This window comes from Micromonospora aridisoli, from assembly GCF_056150025.1.
The window spans coordinates 1-16,939 of record NZ_JAXCFK010000012.1; the positions used below are offsets into that span (position 1 = coordinate 1).

A 16,939-nucleotide genomic window follows, 5' to 3' on the forward strand; every position below is an offset into this window, starting at 1 on the left:
GCCCTCGATCGACGGCACCGCGACGTTCTACCAGTACTGGAGCGTCCGGCAGCAGAAGCGCAGCAGCGGCACCATCACCACCGCCAACCACTTCGACGCATGGGCTCGCGTGGGCCTGAACCTCGGCAACCACTACTACCAGATCATGGCCACCGAGGGTTACCAGAGCCAGGGAAGCTCGGACATCACCGTCCGGGAGGGTGGCAGCTCCAACCCGCCGCCGAGCAGCCCGCCGCCGAGCAACCCGCCGCCCGGTGGCGGCAACTGCTCGGTCAACGTGCAGCGCGCCGAGGACTGGAACGACCGGTTCAACACGACCTTCTCGGTCAGCGGCACCAACAACTGGGTCGTCACCATCCGCACCAACGGCGGCCAGAGCCTGCAGAACAGCTGGAACGCCTCGGTCAGTGGCTCCAGCGGAACGCTGACCGCACGTCCGAACGGCAACGGCAACAACTTCGGCATCACGCTCTGGAAGAACGGCAACAACACCACACCAACGGCGACCTGCTCGACCGGCTGATGCGGTGAACTCACGGTGGGGTGTCGGCGAACCGCCGGCACCCCACCGGCTGTTTCCGGCCCGGCAGCATGGCGGCCGTTGCCTATGCGGGCAGGCTCCCGGGCAGATCCGATTCGATCGGATGGTGCAGCAGGTGCAGGGGCGCAGCGACGGCGCCGGCATCGGTCATCGCCCGCGCCCAGGTCGCGGCGATCCGATCGTCGACGAAGCCGTGCACCAGGGGCAGGTCCGGATCGACCGTCCACAACAGCGATTCGAGCCGGCAGGAGGCGATCGTCCCGGGCAGCCCGAGGGCGGCGGTGCGCAGGGCCGCCGGTATCGGCGGCAGGTCCCCCGGCACCTCGTGGTGGCTTCGGCCGAGGTGCAGCAGACCGCCGCCGACGACGAGCACGTCACGGTCGTGACGCATCCGCCGCAGGGCCCGCGCGGTGTCCAGCGCGGGTGGAAACGAGTCGTCGACGACGATCGTCCCTGGTGCCAACCGGTCGACCTCGATCGGCGCGGTGGCCGCGCTGGTCGCCGCGACGATGACCTGCGCCGTGTATCCGGCGGTCCCGACCCCGGACGGTGACGCGCACACCTCGATGTCGCCGGCGAAGCCCGCCGACCGCAGCCGGGCGGCCTGTTCGGACAGTCGGGGCGCGGCGGCCGGTACGTCGCAGAGCACGAGGCGCTCGGGCGGGTGCTGAGCCCGGGCCAGCAACAGCCGCAGCGCGGAGTAGCCGATCGAGCCGAGACCGACGACGGCGACGGTGCGGCCGGCGAGGCTCCGGCCGGCGGCGGCGAGCGCGGCCTCCACCGTGCGGACGACCGAGACGACGGTGACCGCGTGGCCGGTGGTCACCGCGACTCCGCTGCGGGTATGTCGCAGCACGCCGAGGCCGTAGCCGGTGTGGGCGGGGATCATGCCGGCGAGTGATACGCACCGCGCGCCGAGGCCGGCGGCCAGGTCGACCGCCGTGCCGACCGCCGTGGCGAGGGAGTCCGCGCTGGTGGCCAGCTCGTCGGCGAACCGGGGCAGGCAGACGAAGCCGGAAACGCCCAGCGGAGTGTGCAGCCGCTCCAGCAGTCGCGGCCTGCCGTCGGGGAACAGCAGGTCACGCACCTGCGTCCGGGACAGGCGATCGGCCGGCAGGCCCACGGCCGCGGCGAGCTGTGCCGGGGCGGGCAGGTAGCCGATGATCGCGGCCGTCAACCGGGTCCGTGCCCCGTCACCGGTGCCTGTTGTGGAGCCGGTGTCGGCGCTCGCTCTGCTACCGGCAGCGAGGGCGGGGGCCGGCGACGCCGACGCGGCGACGGTCTTGGCCGGTGCCGCCGCAGCGTCGATGGTCGGTGCCGACGCGGCGGTGACCGGTGCCGAGGCGGCGGTGGTCGTGACCGGTGGTGCTGCCGCCGCGATGAGGTCGGCGCGCAGTCGGTCCGCGAGCTGGTCCAGCTCGGTCGCGGTGACCGCGTCGGGGGAACCGCGCAGGGTGACCCGCAGACCGTCCGCTCCGGGACGCGCGGTCAGGAAGAGGTCGGTGCCGGTCGGTGGTGGGGTCAGTTCGCTGTCGGTCTGCCAGTCGAGCCGGAGCCGATCCGCGTCGGCATCGGGGTGGGAGTCGGCGGTCGGCGCGTCGAGGGCGGCGAAGTCGAGGAAGCTGAAGAAGAACTGGGCGCCGACGGGGACGCCGCCCGGTCCGGTGGGCACGGCCGCCGCGATCGACGGCGGATCGTCGTACCGTCGCGCGGCGGTGACCTCGGCGGCGACCCGCGCGAGCTGCTCGGCGAAGCCGGCCGATCCGTCCAGGCGCAGCGGCAGCATGGCCGCGCACGGGCCGAAGATCCGGTGCAGGTCCGGTAGTGCGTGGTCGCGGCCGGTCAGCGCCAGGCCGACGACCAGGTCATCCTGCCCGGCGAGGTGGGCCAGCGCCCGGTGGTACGCGGTGAGCACCGGGGCGTACCGGGTGGTGCCGGCACCGGTGGCCAGGCGGCGGAGGCCGTCGACCACCGACCCGGGCAGGGTGAAGCCACTCGCCGCCGCCGTGCGGTCCGAGGCGGCCGGGTCGAGTTCTGGTCGGCCACCACGGACCCGGAGAGCGGGCGGCCGGTAGGGCGTGGCGAACCGCCCCCTCCACCAGGCGTGGGCGGCCGGCTCGGGCGGCCCGGCCGCGCGGCGGTCCAGCAACGCGACGTAGTCCCGGAAGTGGGTGCGCAGCGGCGGCAGGTCGTCGGGCCGGCCCGACACCAGGCGGTGGTAGACCGTCAGCAGTTCCCGACCGAGCAGGGCGGCGCTGTACCCGTCGCCGATCAGGTGGTGGGCGTGCACCAGCAGGATGTGCTCGTCCGGGGCGAGGGCCAGCAGCCGCAGCCGCAGCAGCGGCCACGCCCAGGCTGCGAAGCCCTGGCGGCGTTCCTCGGCGACCCGCTCGTCCAGCTCGGCGGGGCCCGTCACGGTGTCGTAGTCGACCGGCAGCCGCAGCGACGCCGGCAGTTCCTGCTGGACCGGCGGGCGCGCGCCGGCGGGAAAGACGGTACGCAGCATCGGATGCCGCAGCACCAGCAGGTCGACGGCGCGCTGGAAGACGTCGCGGCGGAGTTGTCCGCGCAACCGCAGTCGGGCCAGCCAGGCGGTGCCGGCGCCAGGGCGGATGGCGTCGGCGAGCAGGAACCCGCGCTGGGTGGCGGTCACCGGGAAGGGCCCGCCCGGGTCACCTCCCGCCACTGTCCCGGCGGCGCCGTCCACCGCCTCCGTCGGGATGTGGGGCGTGGCGCCGCCGTCGTCAGGGGCAGGGGAGTGGACGTCGGCGGCGTCGTCCGGGAGAGGGTGGTGAGCGTCGGCGGCGGCGTCGAATGCGGCGGCGAGTTCCCGTAGGGTGCGGTGCCGGTAGATGACCGCCGGGCCAGGGGTCGCCGGAAACTGGTCCTGTGCCCGGGCGAAGACCTCCAGCACCAGGATGGAGTCGCCGCCGAGCGCGAAGAAGTCGTCCTCGGGCGCGACCGCCGCCAGGCCGAGCAGCTCGGCCCAGATCCCGGCCAGTCTCGCCTCTGTGTCGCTCCGGGCGTCGGTGCTGGCCACCCGGGCGGCCGGCACGGGGCGCTGGGTCGGGCCGTGGTCCGGTGCGAAGCCGCCGTGGCTGCGTAGCCGGTCCCGGTCGATCTTGCCGGTGGGGGTCTGCGGAAGGTCGTCGAGCAGGTGGATCCGGGCCGGGACCAGGTACTCCGGCAGCCGGTCGGCGAGGAACGCACGCAGCTCCGCCGCGGTCGTCGTGGCCCCCGGCACGGGTGCCACAAACGCGTGCAGCCGCGGGTACGGCTCGGCCTGGTGCAGCACCGTCGCCGTGGCCACCTGCGGATGGGTCCGCAGCACCGCCTCGATCTCACCCGGTTCCAGCCGATGACCGTGGATCTTCACCTGATCGTCGAGGCGGCCGAGGAACTCCAGGGTGCCGTCCGGGGCGACCCGGCCCCGGTCGCCGCTGCGGTAGTAACGCTCGCCGTCGTGACGGACGAAGGCGGCGGCGGTCAGTTCCGGCTCTCCCAGGTAACCGGGGGTGAGGCCGACACCGCCGAGGTACAGCTCGCCGGCCACACCGGGCGGGCACGGACGACCGTCCGGGTCGACTACCCGAACCCGGGCCCCGCCGACCGGTCGGCCGATGGGCAGCCGGTCAACCCGGTCGTCGGGGCGGGCGTCGACGAGATGCCAGGTGGCGTTGATCGTCGCTTCGGTCGGGCCGTACAGGTTGGTGATCCGACAGCCGTCGCCGAACAGGTCGAACCAGCGTCGCACCGGGACCGGCGACAGTTCCTCGCCGCCGACGTGCACCCAGCGCAGCGCGGCGAGGTCGGGCGGCACACCGTCGCGTGCCGCGCGTTCCTCGGCGGCGCGCAGGATCAGCTCCCACAGGGTGGGTACGGAACTCCACACGGTGAGCCGGTCCCGTTCGATCCGGGACAGCAGCGCCCGCGGGTCGCGTAGCACCGACCGGGGGTAGCTGACCACGGTCGCCCCGACCAGCAGCGGTGCCAGGATCTGCCGGACGGAGGCGTCGAAGCAGATCGACGCGGTCTGCGCCAGCCGGTCACCGGGCCGGTAACCGAACGCGCCGATCGCCCAGTGGAGGTAGTTCGCCAGCGCGCGGTGCGTGACCGGCACCCCCTTCGGTCTCCCCGTCGAGCCCGACGTGAAAATCACGTACGCGATGTCGTCCGGCGCGGGGGTGACCGTCGGCACCGGCAGGTCGTCCCGGCCCGTTCCGAGGCGCACCGGCCGGATCCCACCGGTGAGCCGGTCGACGGTGGTTGCGCTCGCGTCGTCGTGCAGCACCACGTCGGCCCCGGCGGTCCGCAGACATCCGTCGAGGCGGGCCGGAGGATGCGCGGCGTCCAGCGGCACCCAGGCCGCTCCGGCCCGCAGGATCCCCACCACCCCGACGACCGACGTCGGGCCGGGGGCGGTGAGCAACCCGACGTGGTCGCCGGGGCGTACGCCGTACGAGGCCAGCAACGCCGCCACCCGGTCGGCGGCCCGGTCCAGCTCCCGGTAGGTGGTCGTGTGTTCGCCGTCGGTCACCGCGACCGCGTCGGGGACGCGTCGGCAGACGGCCCGGATCCGCGCGGTGACGTCGTCCACGTCGACCCCCGGCCGGGAGGAGGCGGTTCGGTGTTCGGTGGCGAGGTCGACCAGCTCACGGTGGTGCTCGGCGGCCAGCCGGGCCACCGTCGCACGCCGGAACAGCCGTAGCGGGAAGTTCCAGGACAGCCGCAGCGTGGTGCCCGACTCCCAGCACAGCAGGCTGAGCTGGGTGGCGGCGGAAGCGGAACCGGCGGCCGTCGGGCTGACCGTGACCGGGCAGGCGGCGTCGACGGTGACCGGGAACCGGGCGAAGCTGAACCCGGCGGGGCTGGCGGTGCGCGGCCCGGCGTCGGTGGGGCGGAGCAGCCGGGCCAGGTCGAGGCTGGACACCGACCCGTGTCGTTGCGCGTCGGTCCAGGATCGTCGGAGTCGATCGGCCAGCCGGGTGGCGGGCTCGGTCGGGTCCACCCCGACCAGCAGCGGCAGGGTGTCGGCGAACGGTCCGACGATCCGTTCGATCCCGGGCAGCCGGGCGTCTCGTCCGGCGCGGGCCACACTCACCGGCACCCGTGTCTGCCCGCTCCACCGGGCCAGGCACCGGACGTACCCGGCGAGCAGCAGGTGGAACAGGGAGACGCCGGCCGCCGCGGCGCGGGTACGCAACCGGGCGACCAGGGTCTCGTCGAGCTCGTCGAGATGCATCAGGTAGGGCGGTGCGGGAGCTTGCCTCGGATCGCCGTCGTAGGGCAGCCGAAGCGTCCACCCCGGATCGTTCAGGGTGCCGCGCCACCAGGTCAGATCCGTCTCGGTCGGCGGCTCGACGGCACCGGCGTGATCGGCGAATCCGGGACCGGCCGGCTGCACGGTGGGGACGCCGCCCCCGGCCAGCGCGGTGTAGTCGGCCCAGAGCTGTTCGCTGAGCAGGTTGAGGCTGAACCCGTCACCGGCCCCGTGGTGTAGCACCAGGAGCAGGTGGGAGCGGTCGGGGCCCTCCGTGGCGAGCACCGCCCGCAGTGGCGGGTGCCGGGTCAGGTCGACCGGAGTGTTGCAGAGCTGTTCCTCCATGACCTCGACCGGCCCGGTCAGCGGACGTACCTCGTACCGGATCGCGTCGGCGGTGGCGGGTAGGACCAGCTGGCGCGGGGTGCCGGTGCCCGGGACGAACCGGACCCGCAGCATCGGATGCTGCTGGGCCAGACCGGACAGCACCCGGCCGAGCAGATACGCGTCGAGCGGCCCGGTGACGGTCTGCCGCACGAAGGCGTAGCTGGCCACGGCCGGGTGCAGCCGCTCGTTGACGTACCACGCCCGCTGCACGGCGGTCAGCGGGAACGGCTCGCCCCCGGCGACCGGCACCGCCGGGCGCTCCGGCGTCGCGGGCCGGGGTGTCGTGCCCGGGTGCGGCGACGCGGCTCGGCCTGCGGGTGACGGTGCCCCGTATCCGGGGGACGGTGGCGGCGACGGGGGAGCGCCGACGGTGGCGTCGGCCAGGTGGTCGGCGAGCGCCGCGACGGTGGTGTGCTCGAAGAAAAGCGTGACGGGCAGTTGGCGGCCGAGTTCGTCCTCCAACCGCTTGACCAGGTCCACCGCGGCCAGCGAATCGAGCCCGAGGGTGAGCAGCGAGACATCGTCGGCGATCTCGTCGCTCGGGCGGTGCAGCGCCTCGGCCAGCAGCCGGCGCAGCAACCGGGCCAGCTCGACGACGTCCGGTCGCCCCGGTGCCGGCAAGCCCGCCGCGGCCCGGCCCGGCCCGCCGCACGCCGCCCGTCCGGCCGCCGCCCGATCGGGCTCTGTCTGGACGGGCTCTGTCTGACCGGGCTCTGTCTGATCGGGTGCTGGCTGGCCGGTGGTCGACCGGTGCGGGGTCGGTCTGTCGTGATCGGGTGCGGACGGCTGCCCCGGAACGAGGTCCGCGACGACCAGGTGGGCCGTGTCGACCTCGCGGGCCACCTGGAGGGCCCGCAACGCGGCGCGGGCAGGCAGGGCGCCGGTGCTGCCGTGGCCGGTGACGCCCCCGCCGCCGGTCCGGTGACCGACGGCGTGCCGGGCCGCCATGCCGAGGTCGGTGATCGCGGCGAAGCCGACGGACTGGAAGGGACGGCCGGCGGCCCGCTGCGCGGCGGCGAAGGCGTCGAGGAACGAGTTGGCCGCCGCGTAGTCACCCACCGCCCCAGCCAGACCGGGCAGCACCGCGCTGACCGACGAGAAGCCGACCAGCGCCGCCCGGTCGTGCCCGTGCCGGCGCAGCGTCTCCGCCAGCAGATGGCTGCCGCGCACCTTGGGTGCCAGCACGGTCAGGATCTCCGGGACGGACTTCGCCGCGAGGGTGCCGACGCGTACCGTCCCGGCGGCGTGCCAGACGGTCTCCACCTCGGGCAGACCGGCGAAGAGCGCGTCCACGTCGGCCGGTACCGTCACGTCGCAGCGACGGTACGTCGCGGTGGCGCCCGCTGAGATCAACTCCTCCAGCAGGCCGTCGGGGGCCTGTCGTGACCGTCCGGCGAGCACCAGCGTGGGGCGGTCCTGACGGGCGAGGGTACGCGCCAACTCGGCTCCCAACCCGCCGCCGCCTCCGACGATCACATGGACGCCGCCGGAGCGCGAGCCGCCCGCCGCGCCGGTCCGGTCGGTGCCGACCGGTTCCGGTACCAGGCACCGTCCGAGCCGTCTCCCGGCCCGCCACGCCACTCCCGTCAACGCGTGAACGCCGCTGTGTCCGGCCGGCGCGGTGTCGCCGGTGTGCAGGTCGGACAGCTCCCGGTGTACCGAATCCACTCGGGTCGCCAACTCGTCCGCGCTGGACAGGTCGACGACCCGCGACCGTAGGCCGGGGCGTTCGTCGGCCAGCGCCGCGCACAGCCCGGTGAGCACCGCCTGCGCCGGTCGTGGCCGTTCGGCGGCCCCGGTGACCAGCACATCCTCGGTGAGCACCAGCAGCCGGCCGAGCTGTCCGTCCGGTTCGTCGAGCAGCCGGCGCAACGCCCGTACCTGCCCGGTCACGGCCGCGTCCAGGGCGGCGACGTCGGGCGGGTCGACCGCCTCCCCGGCGAGCAGCACGGTCACCTCCGCTCCGGCGGCGTCGACGACCGTCGTGTCCGCGACGTCGTCGGAGGTTTCCGGTGTGCTCCGGACGGCGACGCCGTGGCCGGTCAGGGTGGCGGCGAGCCGGGCGGCGAGGTCGCCGCCGACACCGGGACCGCACAGCCGTACCCGGGTCGGCAGGTCACCGACGCCCACCGGCGCGTCCCGCCATGCGACGCGGTACAGCGGCGCGGCGGCCCACGTCGCCGGGGCGTACGAGCGCCGCTGGAACGGATAGGTCGGCACGGGTACGCGTCGCCGGCCGACGTGCAGCGCGATCCGGTCCAGCGGCAGCCCGAGCGTCCACAACCGACCCGCCGCCGCCAACAGTGCCCCGGTACCCGTCCGGTCCGTCGCGGGCAACACCGTCACCACTCGTGCCGGTCCGGTCGAGTGGTCGGATGGCGCGGCGTCGGGGCGCCCTGGCCACAGCTCGATGACGGTGTCATGTCCCTCGTGGTGCGGCGGACGTGGCGTCGTCGGTGCGTCGGAATACGGGGTCGCGCCGGCCCGAAGGACCGCCTCGACGGGGTCGAGTTCACCGCGTGCGGCGGCCGCGGCCAGCGCACCGACACCGTGGCCGACCGTGCTGTCCGGCCGAATTCCCCAGGCGGCGAGCTGGCCGGCCAGGGCCACTCCGACGGCGACCGCGACCATTCCCGTGACCTGAGGATCGGCGACCGGACCGGTCAGGCACCAGGAAAGCAGCGGCCGGCCCGCCACCGGTGCGGCGGTGGCGGTGACCAGCAGTTCCCGGAAGACGGGCAGCCGGGCGTGCAACTCGCGCACGGCGGCCACCGGCAGCGCCGTGGCGTCGTCCGGGAGGATCAGTACGGTCCGGGGCAGCCGGCCCGTCGGCGCGTTCCCGACGGTGTCGGCGGCGGCGTCGAGCCGGTCGGCCAGGTTCCGGTCGGCGGCCACCGCCAGCCGGTGCGGGGCGTCGTCGCGGGCGGTGCACACGCTGGCGCAGACGTCGGCCTCGGCGAGTTCCGGGTGGGCCCGCAGGTGCGCGGCGAGGTCCCGGGCCGCCTGGCGCAGCGCCGACGGCGAGTGCGCGCTGAGGGTGACCAGGTGGCAGCCGGGTTCCTGCGCGGCCGTCGAGGGCGGGTGCGGCGGGGCCTCCCGCAGGACGGCGTGCGCGTTCGTCCCGCCGAACCCGAACCCGTTGACCCCGGCGACCAGCGGACCGGACGCGGTCCACGGACGTCCCTCGGTGACCACCGCGAAGCCGGCCGCGTCGAGGTCGACGCGGCTGGACGGCCGATGGTGGTGCAGGGACGGCGGCAGGTACCGGTGCCGTAGCGCCAGCACCACCTTGACCAGCGCGGGCATCCCGGCGGAGTTGAGCAGATGACCGAGGTTGGTCTTCACCGAGCCCAGCCCGCGTGGCACCCCGGCGACGGGCGGCGGGTACGCGGTGGCCAGCGACCGCACCTCCACCGGATCGCCGAGCGGGGTGCCGGTGCCGTGGGCCTCCACGTACGACACGTCGGCCGGGTCGACTCCGGCCTCCCGGTACGCCCTGGCGATGACCTCCCACTGCCGGTGCGGGTTCGGTGCCAGCAGGCTCAGCGAACGACCGTCGTTGGCGACGGCTGTTCCGGCCACGACGGCCAGCACCGGATCGCCGTCGGTGCGCGCGTCGTCGGCCCGGCGGAGCACCAGGGCGGCGCCGCCCTCGCCGGGGACGAAACCGTCGGCGTCGGCGTCGAAGGCGCGGCACCGACCGGTCGGTGAGAGTGCCTCGGCGGCACCGAGCAGCCGGTACCCGGTTCCGGTCAGGTTGAGGTTCACCCCGCCGACCACCGCGACGTCGCATTCGCCGGTGGCCAGGCTGCGGGCGGCCAGATGCAGCGCCACCAGAGCCGACGAGCAGGCCGTGTCCACCGCCATCGCCGGTCCGGTCAGGTCCAGCGCCTGCGCCAGTCGGGCGGGCACGAGGTTGCGCAGGTTCCCGACCAACGCCGCCGCCCCGACGACCGGTCCGTCCGCGGCCAGCAGCTCGGGGTAGGCGCTCTCGCCGACGGCGGCGAAGACGCCGATGCGATGGGCGTGCCGGCGAGGTCCGGCGTACCCGGCGCGTTCCAGGGCCTCGTACCCGAGCTCCAGGAAGAGCCGGGCGTGCGGGTCGGTGAGCCGGGCCTCCGCTGCGGAGAGCCCGAAGAAGTCGGCGTCGAAGAGCATCGGGTCGTCGAGGAAGGACCCGAACCCGGCGGTGCCCTCCGGCGGGGTCCACCGGTGCGCGGGCACCGGGCCGACCGCGTCGACGCCGTCGACGAGCAGCCGCCAGAACTCCTCCGGGGTGTCCGCGCCGGGGAACCGGCAGGCCATCCCGATCACCGCGACGGCCGTCGACCCGCTGCCGGTGCCGTCGTCGGCGGGGCCGGGCTCGGGACGGGTGAGCGCTCCGGCGGCGAGCCGGTCGGCCAGTGCCGCGACGGTGGCGCAGTCGCGCAGGTCCGCCGGGTTCAGCACCCGCCCCAGGTCGTCCTCCAGCCCGGCGAGCACCTCCATCGCCTTCAGTGACGAGCCACCGATGGCCAGGAACCGGTCGTGCGGCCCGATCGTGGCGGGCGGCCGGTCCAGCACGCGGCCCCAGACCGTGCGGACGAGGAGTTCGAGATCTTCACGGGACCGTCCGCCGGCAGGGCGGTCATCGGGTTTCCGACCGGCGGTGGCCGGCGGCCGGCAGTCCACCGCCGTCCCGTGGGACGCCGTGCCGTGAGCCGGGACGTCGGCCGGCGGGCACCAGCGTCGTTCCCGGTCGGCGAAGTCGCCGGCCAGGTACCGCTCGCGCATCCGACGGCGACGCAGTTTTCCACTGGTGGTGCGGGCGAACGCGCCGGGCGGCAGCGGCAGCACCCGCACGTCGTCGTGGCCGCAGGCCTCGGCCACCCGTGCGCGGACCGTCGCCAGGGTCGCACCCGCGTCGGCCGGCGGCCGGGACCACGCCACGAACACCACGACGCGTTCCCCACCGGACCGCGGGTCGCTCGCGCCGACCACCACGGCGAGGTCACCCGGCAGGTCCGGGGTGGCGACGGCCACCGCCTCCAGGTCCGAGGCGTGGAACGTCCGCCCGTTGACGAAGACCACATCCTTCGCCCGACCGGTGACGCAGAGCCGTCCGTCACGGAGAAAACCCAGGTCACCGGTACGCACCCAACCGGCCACGAAGGTGTCCCGGGTCGCCTCCGGCGCCCGGTGGTAGCCCCGGGCCACGTTCGGACCGCGCACCTCGATCTGACCGACGCGCTGCTCCGGCAGCGGTCGACCGTGCTCGTCGACGATCCTTACCGCGCAGTCGTGTACGGGAGCGCCCAGATCCATCAGCTCGACCGCGTGCCGGCCGGGGTGCGTCGGCACGGCCCGGCCCGCGCTCAACTCCGCGCGGTCGAGCACCAACGGGGTGGCCACCTCTCCCGGTGGCGGGAAGGTCACCGCCAGGGTCGCCTCGGCGAGGCCGTAGACCGGCCGTAGCGCGGCCGGATCCAGCCGGGCGGCTCGGGTGTGCGCCAGGAACGACTGCCACACCGCCGCCGAGATCGGCTCGGCGCCCACCACGAGGCACCGGACCGGGCTCAGATCGAGCCCGGCGAGGGTCTGGGGTGGCACCCGCCGTACCGCCAGGGCGAGTGCGAAGTTCGCCGCCGACAGCAGGGTTGCCCGGTGCCGGTGGGCGGTGACGAACCAGAGCGCCGGACGTTTGGCGAACGCCAGCGGGCCGATGCGCACCTGCTTGAGGCCGACGGCGAGCGGGGTCAGGTGGGTACCGATCAGCCCCATGTCGTGGAAGTACGGCATCCAGGTGACCAGGACGTCGTCCGGGCGTGCGCCGCTGGCCGCCGCGCCCTGCGCCAGGTTGGCGAGCACGTTGTCGTGGGTCAGCTCCACTCCGCGCGGCGCGCCGGTGCTGCCGGAGGAGAACTGGAGGAACGCGACGTCGTCACCGGCCGGCGTCGGCAGATCCGCCGGTGGGTCCGCGTCGCGCAGCGCGGTCAGTCGCAGCACCGGCGCGGGCAGCCCGTCCACCATCGTCGCGGTGCTGTCGTCGGTGACCACCACGGCGTCGGTGAGCAGGTCGCGGACCGCCCGGACCCGCTTCGGCTCCGGCGGCAACGGCACCGGCACCAGACCCGCGGCGAGCGCGCCCCAGAACATCGGTTGGAAGTCGTCACCGGCGTCGGCGAGCAGCAGCGCGGGGGTGCCCGGTGCCACCGCCGCGGCCCGGTATCCGCCGGCCACCCGCAGCGACTCGTCCCGCAGCTGCCGGAAACTGACCGTACGCTCGGAGCCGTCCTCCCGGACGTGCACGATGACCTGGTCGGGTCTGAGGTCGGCCGCGTTGAGAAGCACGTCGAGCAGGCCCCTGTGGGCCCCGGGCCCGATCGTGATCGACACAGCCGGATGGTAGATCGCCACCTCTGCTCACCGGGGGAGGGCAGCCGCTTCCGGCGTATGTATTGACAAGCTTCGACATCGAGGCGACGCTGGTGTGAGAGCGCTCTCTCGCACGGCCAACCACCACCAGTCCGGCCAGGGAAGCTCCGCTGTCTCGGCGGTGGCTACGGAGGTGTCCCTGACCCTCCCGACAGGAGTCACGAGATGGACAGGGCCGCACCCCTCTCCGCCAGCCGCAGTCGACTGCGCCTCGCCACCGCGATCGGCGCCCTGCTGGTGCTGCTCGGCACCTACGTCGTGTCCACCACGGCACGGGCCGACGCCGCACCGGGCATCAACGTCATCCGGGTGGCGGAGTTCCCCGCCGACTGCACGTACAGCCACCGGCTCCCGGACGACCCGATCATCTTCCCCGGGCTGCCCGGCGCCTCGCACATGCACAGCTTCTTCGGCGCCACGGTGACCAACGCCCACACCACCCTGCCCGACCTGGTCCGATCCTCCACCACCTGCAACCCGCGGGTGGATGTCTCGTCGTACTGGGTGCCGACCCTCTACAACAACAACGTCCCGGTGGAGCCGTCGATCGCGACGTTCTACTACCTGGGTGAGGGGGTGCGCTCCGACGTCGTCGCGCAGACCCAGCCGTTCCCGCTGGGGCTGCGACTCGTCGCCGGAAACGCCCGGGCCAGCGGACCGGGCGACAGCATCGCCCGCTGGTCCTGCCTGCACGCCGGGCACGTGCCGCCGTCGAAGGACTTCGTCAACTGCCCGGCCGGCACGATGTTGGAGTCGTACCTGGACTTCCCGCAGTGCTGGAACGGCCGGGATCTCGACTCGCCGGATCACAAGAGCCACCTCGCGTACCCGGTGAACCAGGCCTGCCCGGCCAGCCACCCGGTGCACGTGCCGAAGCTGCGGCAGGTGCTGCGGTACCCGGTCAACGGCGACCCGTCGCGGTTCCGGCTGGCCTCCGGACCGGGTTACACGATGCACGGCGACTTCTTCAACGCCTGGCCGGTGGAGGAGTTGGCGCGCCGCGTCCGCGACTGCATCCGCCCCGTCATCAAGTGCGGCCACGACGGCCGGCCGCTCTGAACCGACCGTACGCACCCGACGGCGGGCCCGGTCAGACGCCGGGCCCGCCGTCGGCGGACGTGAAGGAGGCCGTGTGCGCGCCAACGCCGGGGCACTGCTCATCGCGGTGCTGCTCGTCGCCGGCTGCGCCGCCGGATCGCCACCCGCCAGCGGCGGAACCACACCGCCGCCGCTCACCGATCCACAATCGGTCGGCGGCTCGGCAACGGCGGGGTTCGCGGGGACCACCGGGCAGTTCAGCGCCACCGACATCGCCTGGCTCCAACTGGCGGTGGCCATGGCCGAACGGCTACTGCCGGTACTCGACCTGGTGCCGACCCGGACCACCGACCCCGCCTGGCGGCGGCTCGCCGACCGGATCAAGGCAAGTCAGCACGCCCACCTGGCCGGCTCCCGCCGGCTGCTGGTCGACTCCGGCGCACCGGCGACGAACCCGCACGAGGGCCACGACATGCCGGGCATGGTGACCGACGGCGACCTGGCCGCACTGCGCTCGACCACCGGACGGGCCTTCCACCGGCTGGTCGCCGGCCACCTGCGGGCCCACCTGGAGCAGTCGGTGCGGATCGCCGCCGCCGAGCGGCAGAGCGGCGCGCACCCGGCGACCACCGCCCTGGCCACGGCCGTGGTCCAGGCCGGCACCGCCGACCTCGACCGGCTTGACCGGCTCGACCGGGCAGAGACGTCAGACCCGGGACATTCCCCCACACCGTGAACCCGCCGCCTGAACCGCCGGCGCCTGTCGCCGAGCCGGTCAACCCGGCCTGGCCGGCGACGTCACCGCCGCGCACCGTGGGTCAACGCTGCGTCGCGGCGGTCCGTCAGCCGGCGCGGCGGGCGCGGACCAGCGCGAGTCCGCCGACGACGACAGCGATCAGCCCCACCACCAGAGCCACGTAGCCGCCGCCGCGCCCGTTGCCGGTGCCGATGCCGCTGTCCGAGGCTGCCACCACCAGTCCACCGAGGGCGATGCCGGCGATCCCCGCCGCCAGGGCGACCCAGCCTCGCCGCGCGTTGCCGGCACCGGGGCGAGCCAGGGCCAGCCCGCCGATGACCACGCCCGCCAGTCCCAGCAGGGCGGCCACCGTCGATCCGAGGCGACCGGCGCTCATCGTCGTGACCTCGGCGGCCGCCGGCTGCGCCGCCAGGGTTGTGCCGAGCCAGACCGTCCCGGACGGGGCGGCGTCGAGCGCGGTGCTGACGATCGTCATGTCTGTCTCCTTCGTCGTGCGTCCGGTCGTGTTCCGGACGTCCCCGATCATGTCGCCGGGCGTGCCGCCGGACGTCCCGCCGACGCAGGCACTTGCCACTGCCCCGGAGGGCAAGTCCTGCTGCCACGTACGCCGTAACCGCCGGCCGGGTACCGCGTACGTGGTAGGTGTCCACTCGTCCGCGAGCAGGAGTCGCCGGGCAGCCCCTCCGCGTTAGGGTGCGCGCATGGGCGAGCGGTGCGAACGGATCGTCCGGCTCGCCGCGGTCAGGGACTGGGCCATCGCCGTGTGCGTGGCGGCGGTGCTGCTCGTCGCCGCGCTCTCCGGCGATCACCCCGCCGCGGGAGTCGGCGTGCTCGGCTACACGCTGCTGGTGACCGGTGGTCTGGCACTGGCCGCGCGCCGACGGGCACCGGTCGCGGTGCTGATCGTCACCGGGGTGTGCGCGGTGGGCCATCAGGCCGTCGGTGTCGAGGTGCCCGCCGTCGCCTTCCTGTTCGCGGTGTACGCGGCCGTGCGGGCCGGACACCGCGTCGTCACCGTGGTGGCGGCCGTCGTGATGCTGGTCTCGCTGCCGCTCGTGGCCCTGGCCCTGCCGCCGGGTCTGCCCGCCGGGGAGGCGTTCGCTCGGGGCCGGGACGCCCTCGAACTGGCCTGGCTGGTCGCCGCCGGCGCCGCCGGTGAGGCGCTCCGGCAGGCCGAGTGGCGGGCGGCGGAGGCCGAGCGCACCCGGGAGGAGACCGCGCGGCGACGCGCGGACGAGGAGCGGCTGCACATCGCCCGGGAGCTGCACGATTCGCTCACCCACCAGATCTCGATCGTCAAGGTGCAGGCCGAGGTCGCCGTACATCTGGCCCGCCGCCGGGGTGAGCCGGTCTCGGAGGCGCTGCTGGCCATCCGGGAGGCCGCCCGCGCGGCGACCCGGGAGCTGCGCGCGACCCTGGAGACACTGCGCGACGACGGCCCGGCCGCGTCGCCCGGACTGGACCAACTCCCGGACCTGGTGCGGCGGGCCCGGATGGCCGGTCTCGACGCGACGTTGACCATCGACGGCCAACGGCCGCTCGTGCCGGTCGCCGTGGACCGGGCCGCCTACCGGATCGTCCAGGAGTCGCTGACCAACGTGGCCCGGCACGCCGCCGCCGCGAAGGCGTCGGTGCGGATCCACTACCGCCCGGACGCCCTCGCGATCCGGGTCGACGACGACGGCACCGCCGCTCCGGGCCGGGTACCGGTGCCCGGCGCCGGTCTGCTCGGGATGCGCGAACGCGCCGTCGCCGTCGGCGGTCGACTCCGCGCGGAGGCCCGCGACGAGGGCGGGTTCACCGTGCACGCCGAACTTCCGGTCGGCGGTGCCGCATGATCCGGGTCCTGCTGGTCGACGACCAGCCGCTGCTGCGCAGCGGCTTCCGCGCGCTGCTCGACATCGAGGACGACATCGAGGTGGTGGCCGAGGCCGCCGACGGTGGCCGGGGTCTGGCCATGGCTCGGGAACACCTGCCCGACATCGCGCTCGTCGACATCCAGATGCCGGTCATGGACGGCATCGAGACGACCCGACGCATCGCCGCCGACCCGACCCTGGCGGGGGTGCACGTGGTCATCCTGACCAACTACGGCCTCGACGAACACGTGTTCCACGCCCTACGTGCCGGTGCCGCCGGGTTCCTCGTCAAGGACATCGAGCCGGCGGACCTCATCCACGCGGTCCGCGTGGCGGCGCGCGGCGACGCCCTGCTCGCACCGTCGATCACCCGCAAACTGATCGACCGGTACGTCACCGAGCCGCTGCGGGTCGACACCGGTACGGGGTTGACGGAGTTGACCCACCGCGAGCGCGAGATCGTCGCCCTGCTCGCGAGGGGCCTGTCCAACGACCAGATCGCCGCGCGCCTGGTGATCAGCCCGCTGACCGCCAAGACCCACATCAACCGGGCCATGACCAAGCTGCACGTCCGGGACCGGGCCCAACTCGTGGTGCTCGCCTACGAGTACGGCCTGGTCACGCCACGCGGCCGGTGACTTCGACGGCCCGGGGAGCCGCTTGGCTGCTGTCGGGTCGGCAGT

At 74.4% G+C, this 16,939-nt stretch carries 7 protein-coding genes; 5 read left to right on the forward strand and 2 right to left on the reverse strand.

Annotated elements, in window-relative coordinates:
• Positions 1-523, forward strand: a 523-nt coding sequence (locus tag SM447_RS23095; protein WP_474574945.1) for a glycoside hydrolase family 11 protein, incomplete at its 5' end; no start/stop codon positions are given.
• Positions 524-605: 82 nt separating this feature from the next.
• Here the strand turns inward: SM447_RS23095 and SM447_RS23100 are convergent.
• On the reverse strand, positions 606-12,563 hold the full coding sequence (locus SM447_RS23100) for an amino acid adenylation domain-containing protein (protein ID WP_474574946.1): 11,958 nt from the start codon (positions 12,561-12,563) through the stop codon (positions 606-608).
• 204 nt (positions 12,564-12,767) lie between these two features.
• On the opposite strand from SM447_RS23100, the gene SM447_RS23105 reads away from it, so the two are divergent.
• Together SM447_RS23105 and SM447_RS23110 are read left to right on the forward strand one after the other, a co-directional pair.
• Positions 12,768-13,661: a DUF1996 domain-containing protein gene (locus tag SM447_RS23105; RefSeq protein ID WP_474574947.1), complete on the forward strand. Its 894-nt coding sequence runs from the start codon at positions 12,768-12,770 to the stop codon at positions 13,659-13,661.
• A gap of 73 nt (positions 13,662-13,734) precedes the next feature.
• Positions 13,735-14,376 (forward strand): DUF305 domain-containing protein, encoded by a 642-nt coding sequence (locus tag SM447_RS23110; RefSeq protein WP_474574948.1) that lies wholly within the window; start codon positions 13,735-13,737, stop codon positions 14,374-14,376.
• 106 nt (positions 14,377-14,482) lie between these two features.
• On the opposite strand, the gene SM447_RS23115 is transcribed toward SM447_RS23110, so the two are convergent.
• Complete coding sequence (locus tag SM447_RS23115; protein WP_474574949.1) at positions 14,483-14,872, reverse strand: DUF6223 family protein; 390 nt, start codon at positions 14,870-14,872, stop codon at positions 14,483-14,485.
• Between the two features lie 226 nt (positions 14,873-15,098).
• On the opposite strand from SM447_RS23115, the gene SM447_RS23120 reads away from it, so the two are divergent.
• Together SM447_RS23120 and SM447_RS23125 are read left to right on the forward strand one after the other, a co-directional pair.
• Positions 15,099-16,235: a sensor histidine kinase gene (locus tag SM447_RS23120; protein ID WP_474574950.1), complete on the forward strand. Its 1,137-nt coding sequence runs from the start codon at positions 15,099-15,101 to the stop codon at positions 16,233-16,235.
• Positions 16,232-16,894: a response regulator gene (locus SM447_RS23125; protein ID WP_474574951.1), complete on the forward strand. Its 663-nt coding sequence runs from the start codon at positions 16,232-16,234 to the stop codon at positions 16,892-16,894. The genes SM447_RS23120 and SM447_RS23125 overlap by 4 nt, the downstream gene beginning before the upstream one ends.
• The last annotated feature ends 45 nt before the right edge of the window (positions 16,895-16,939 follow it).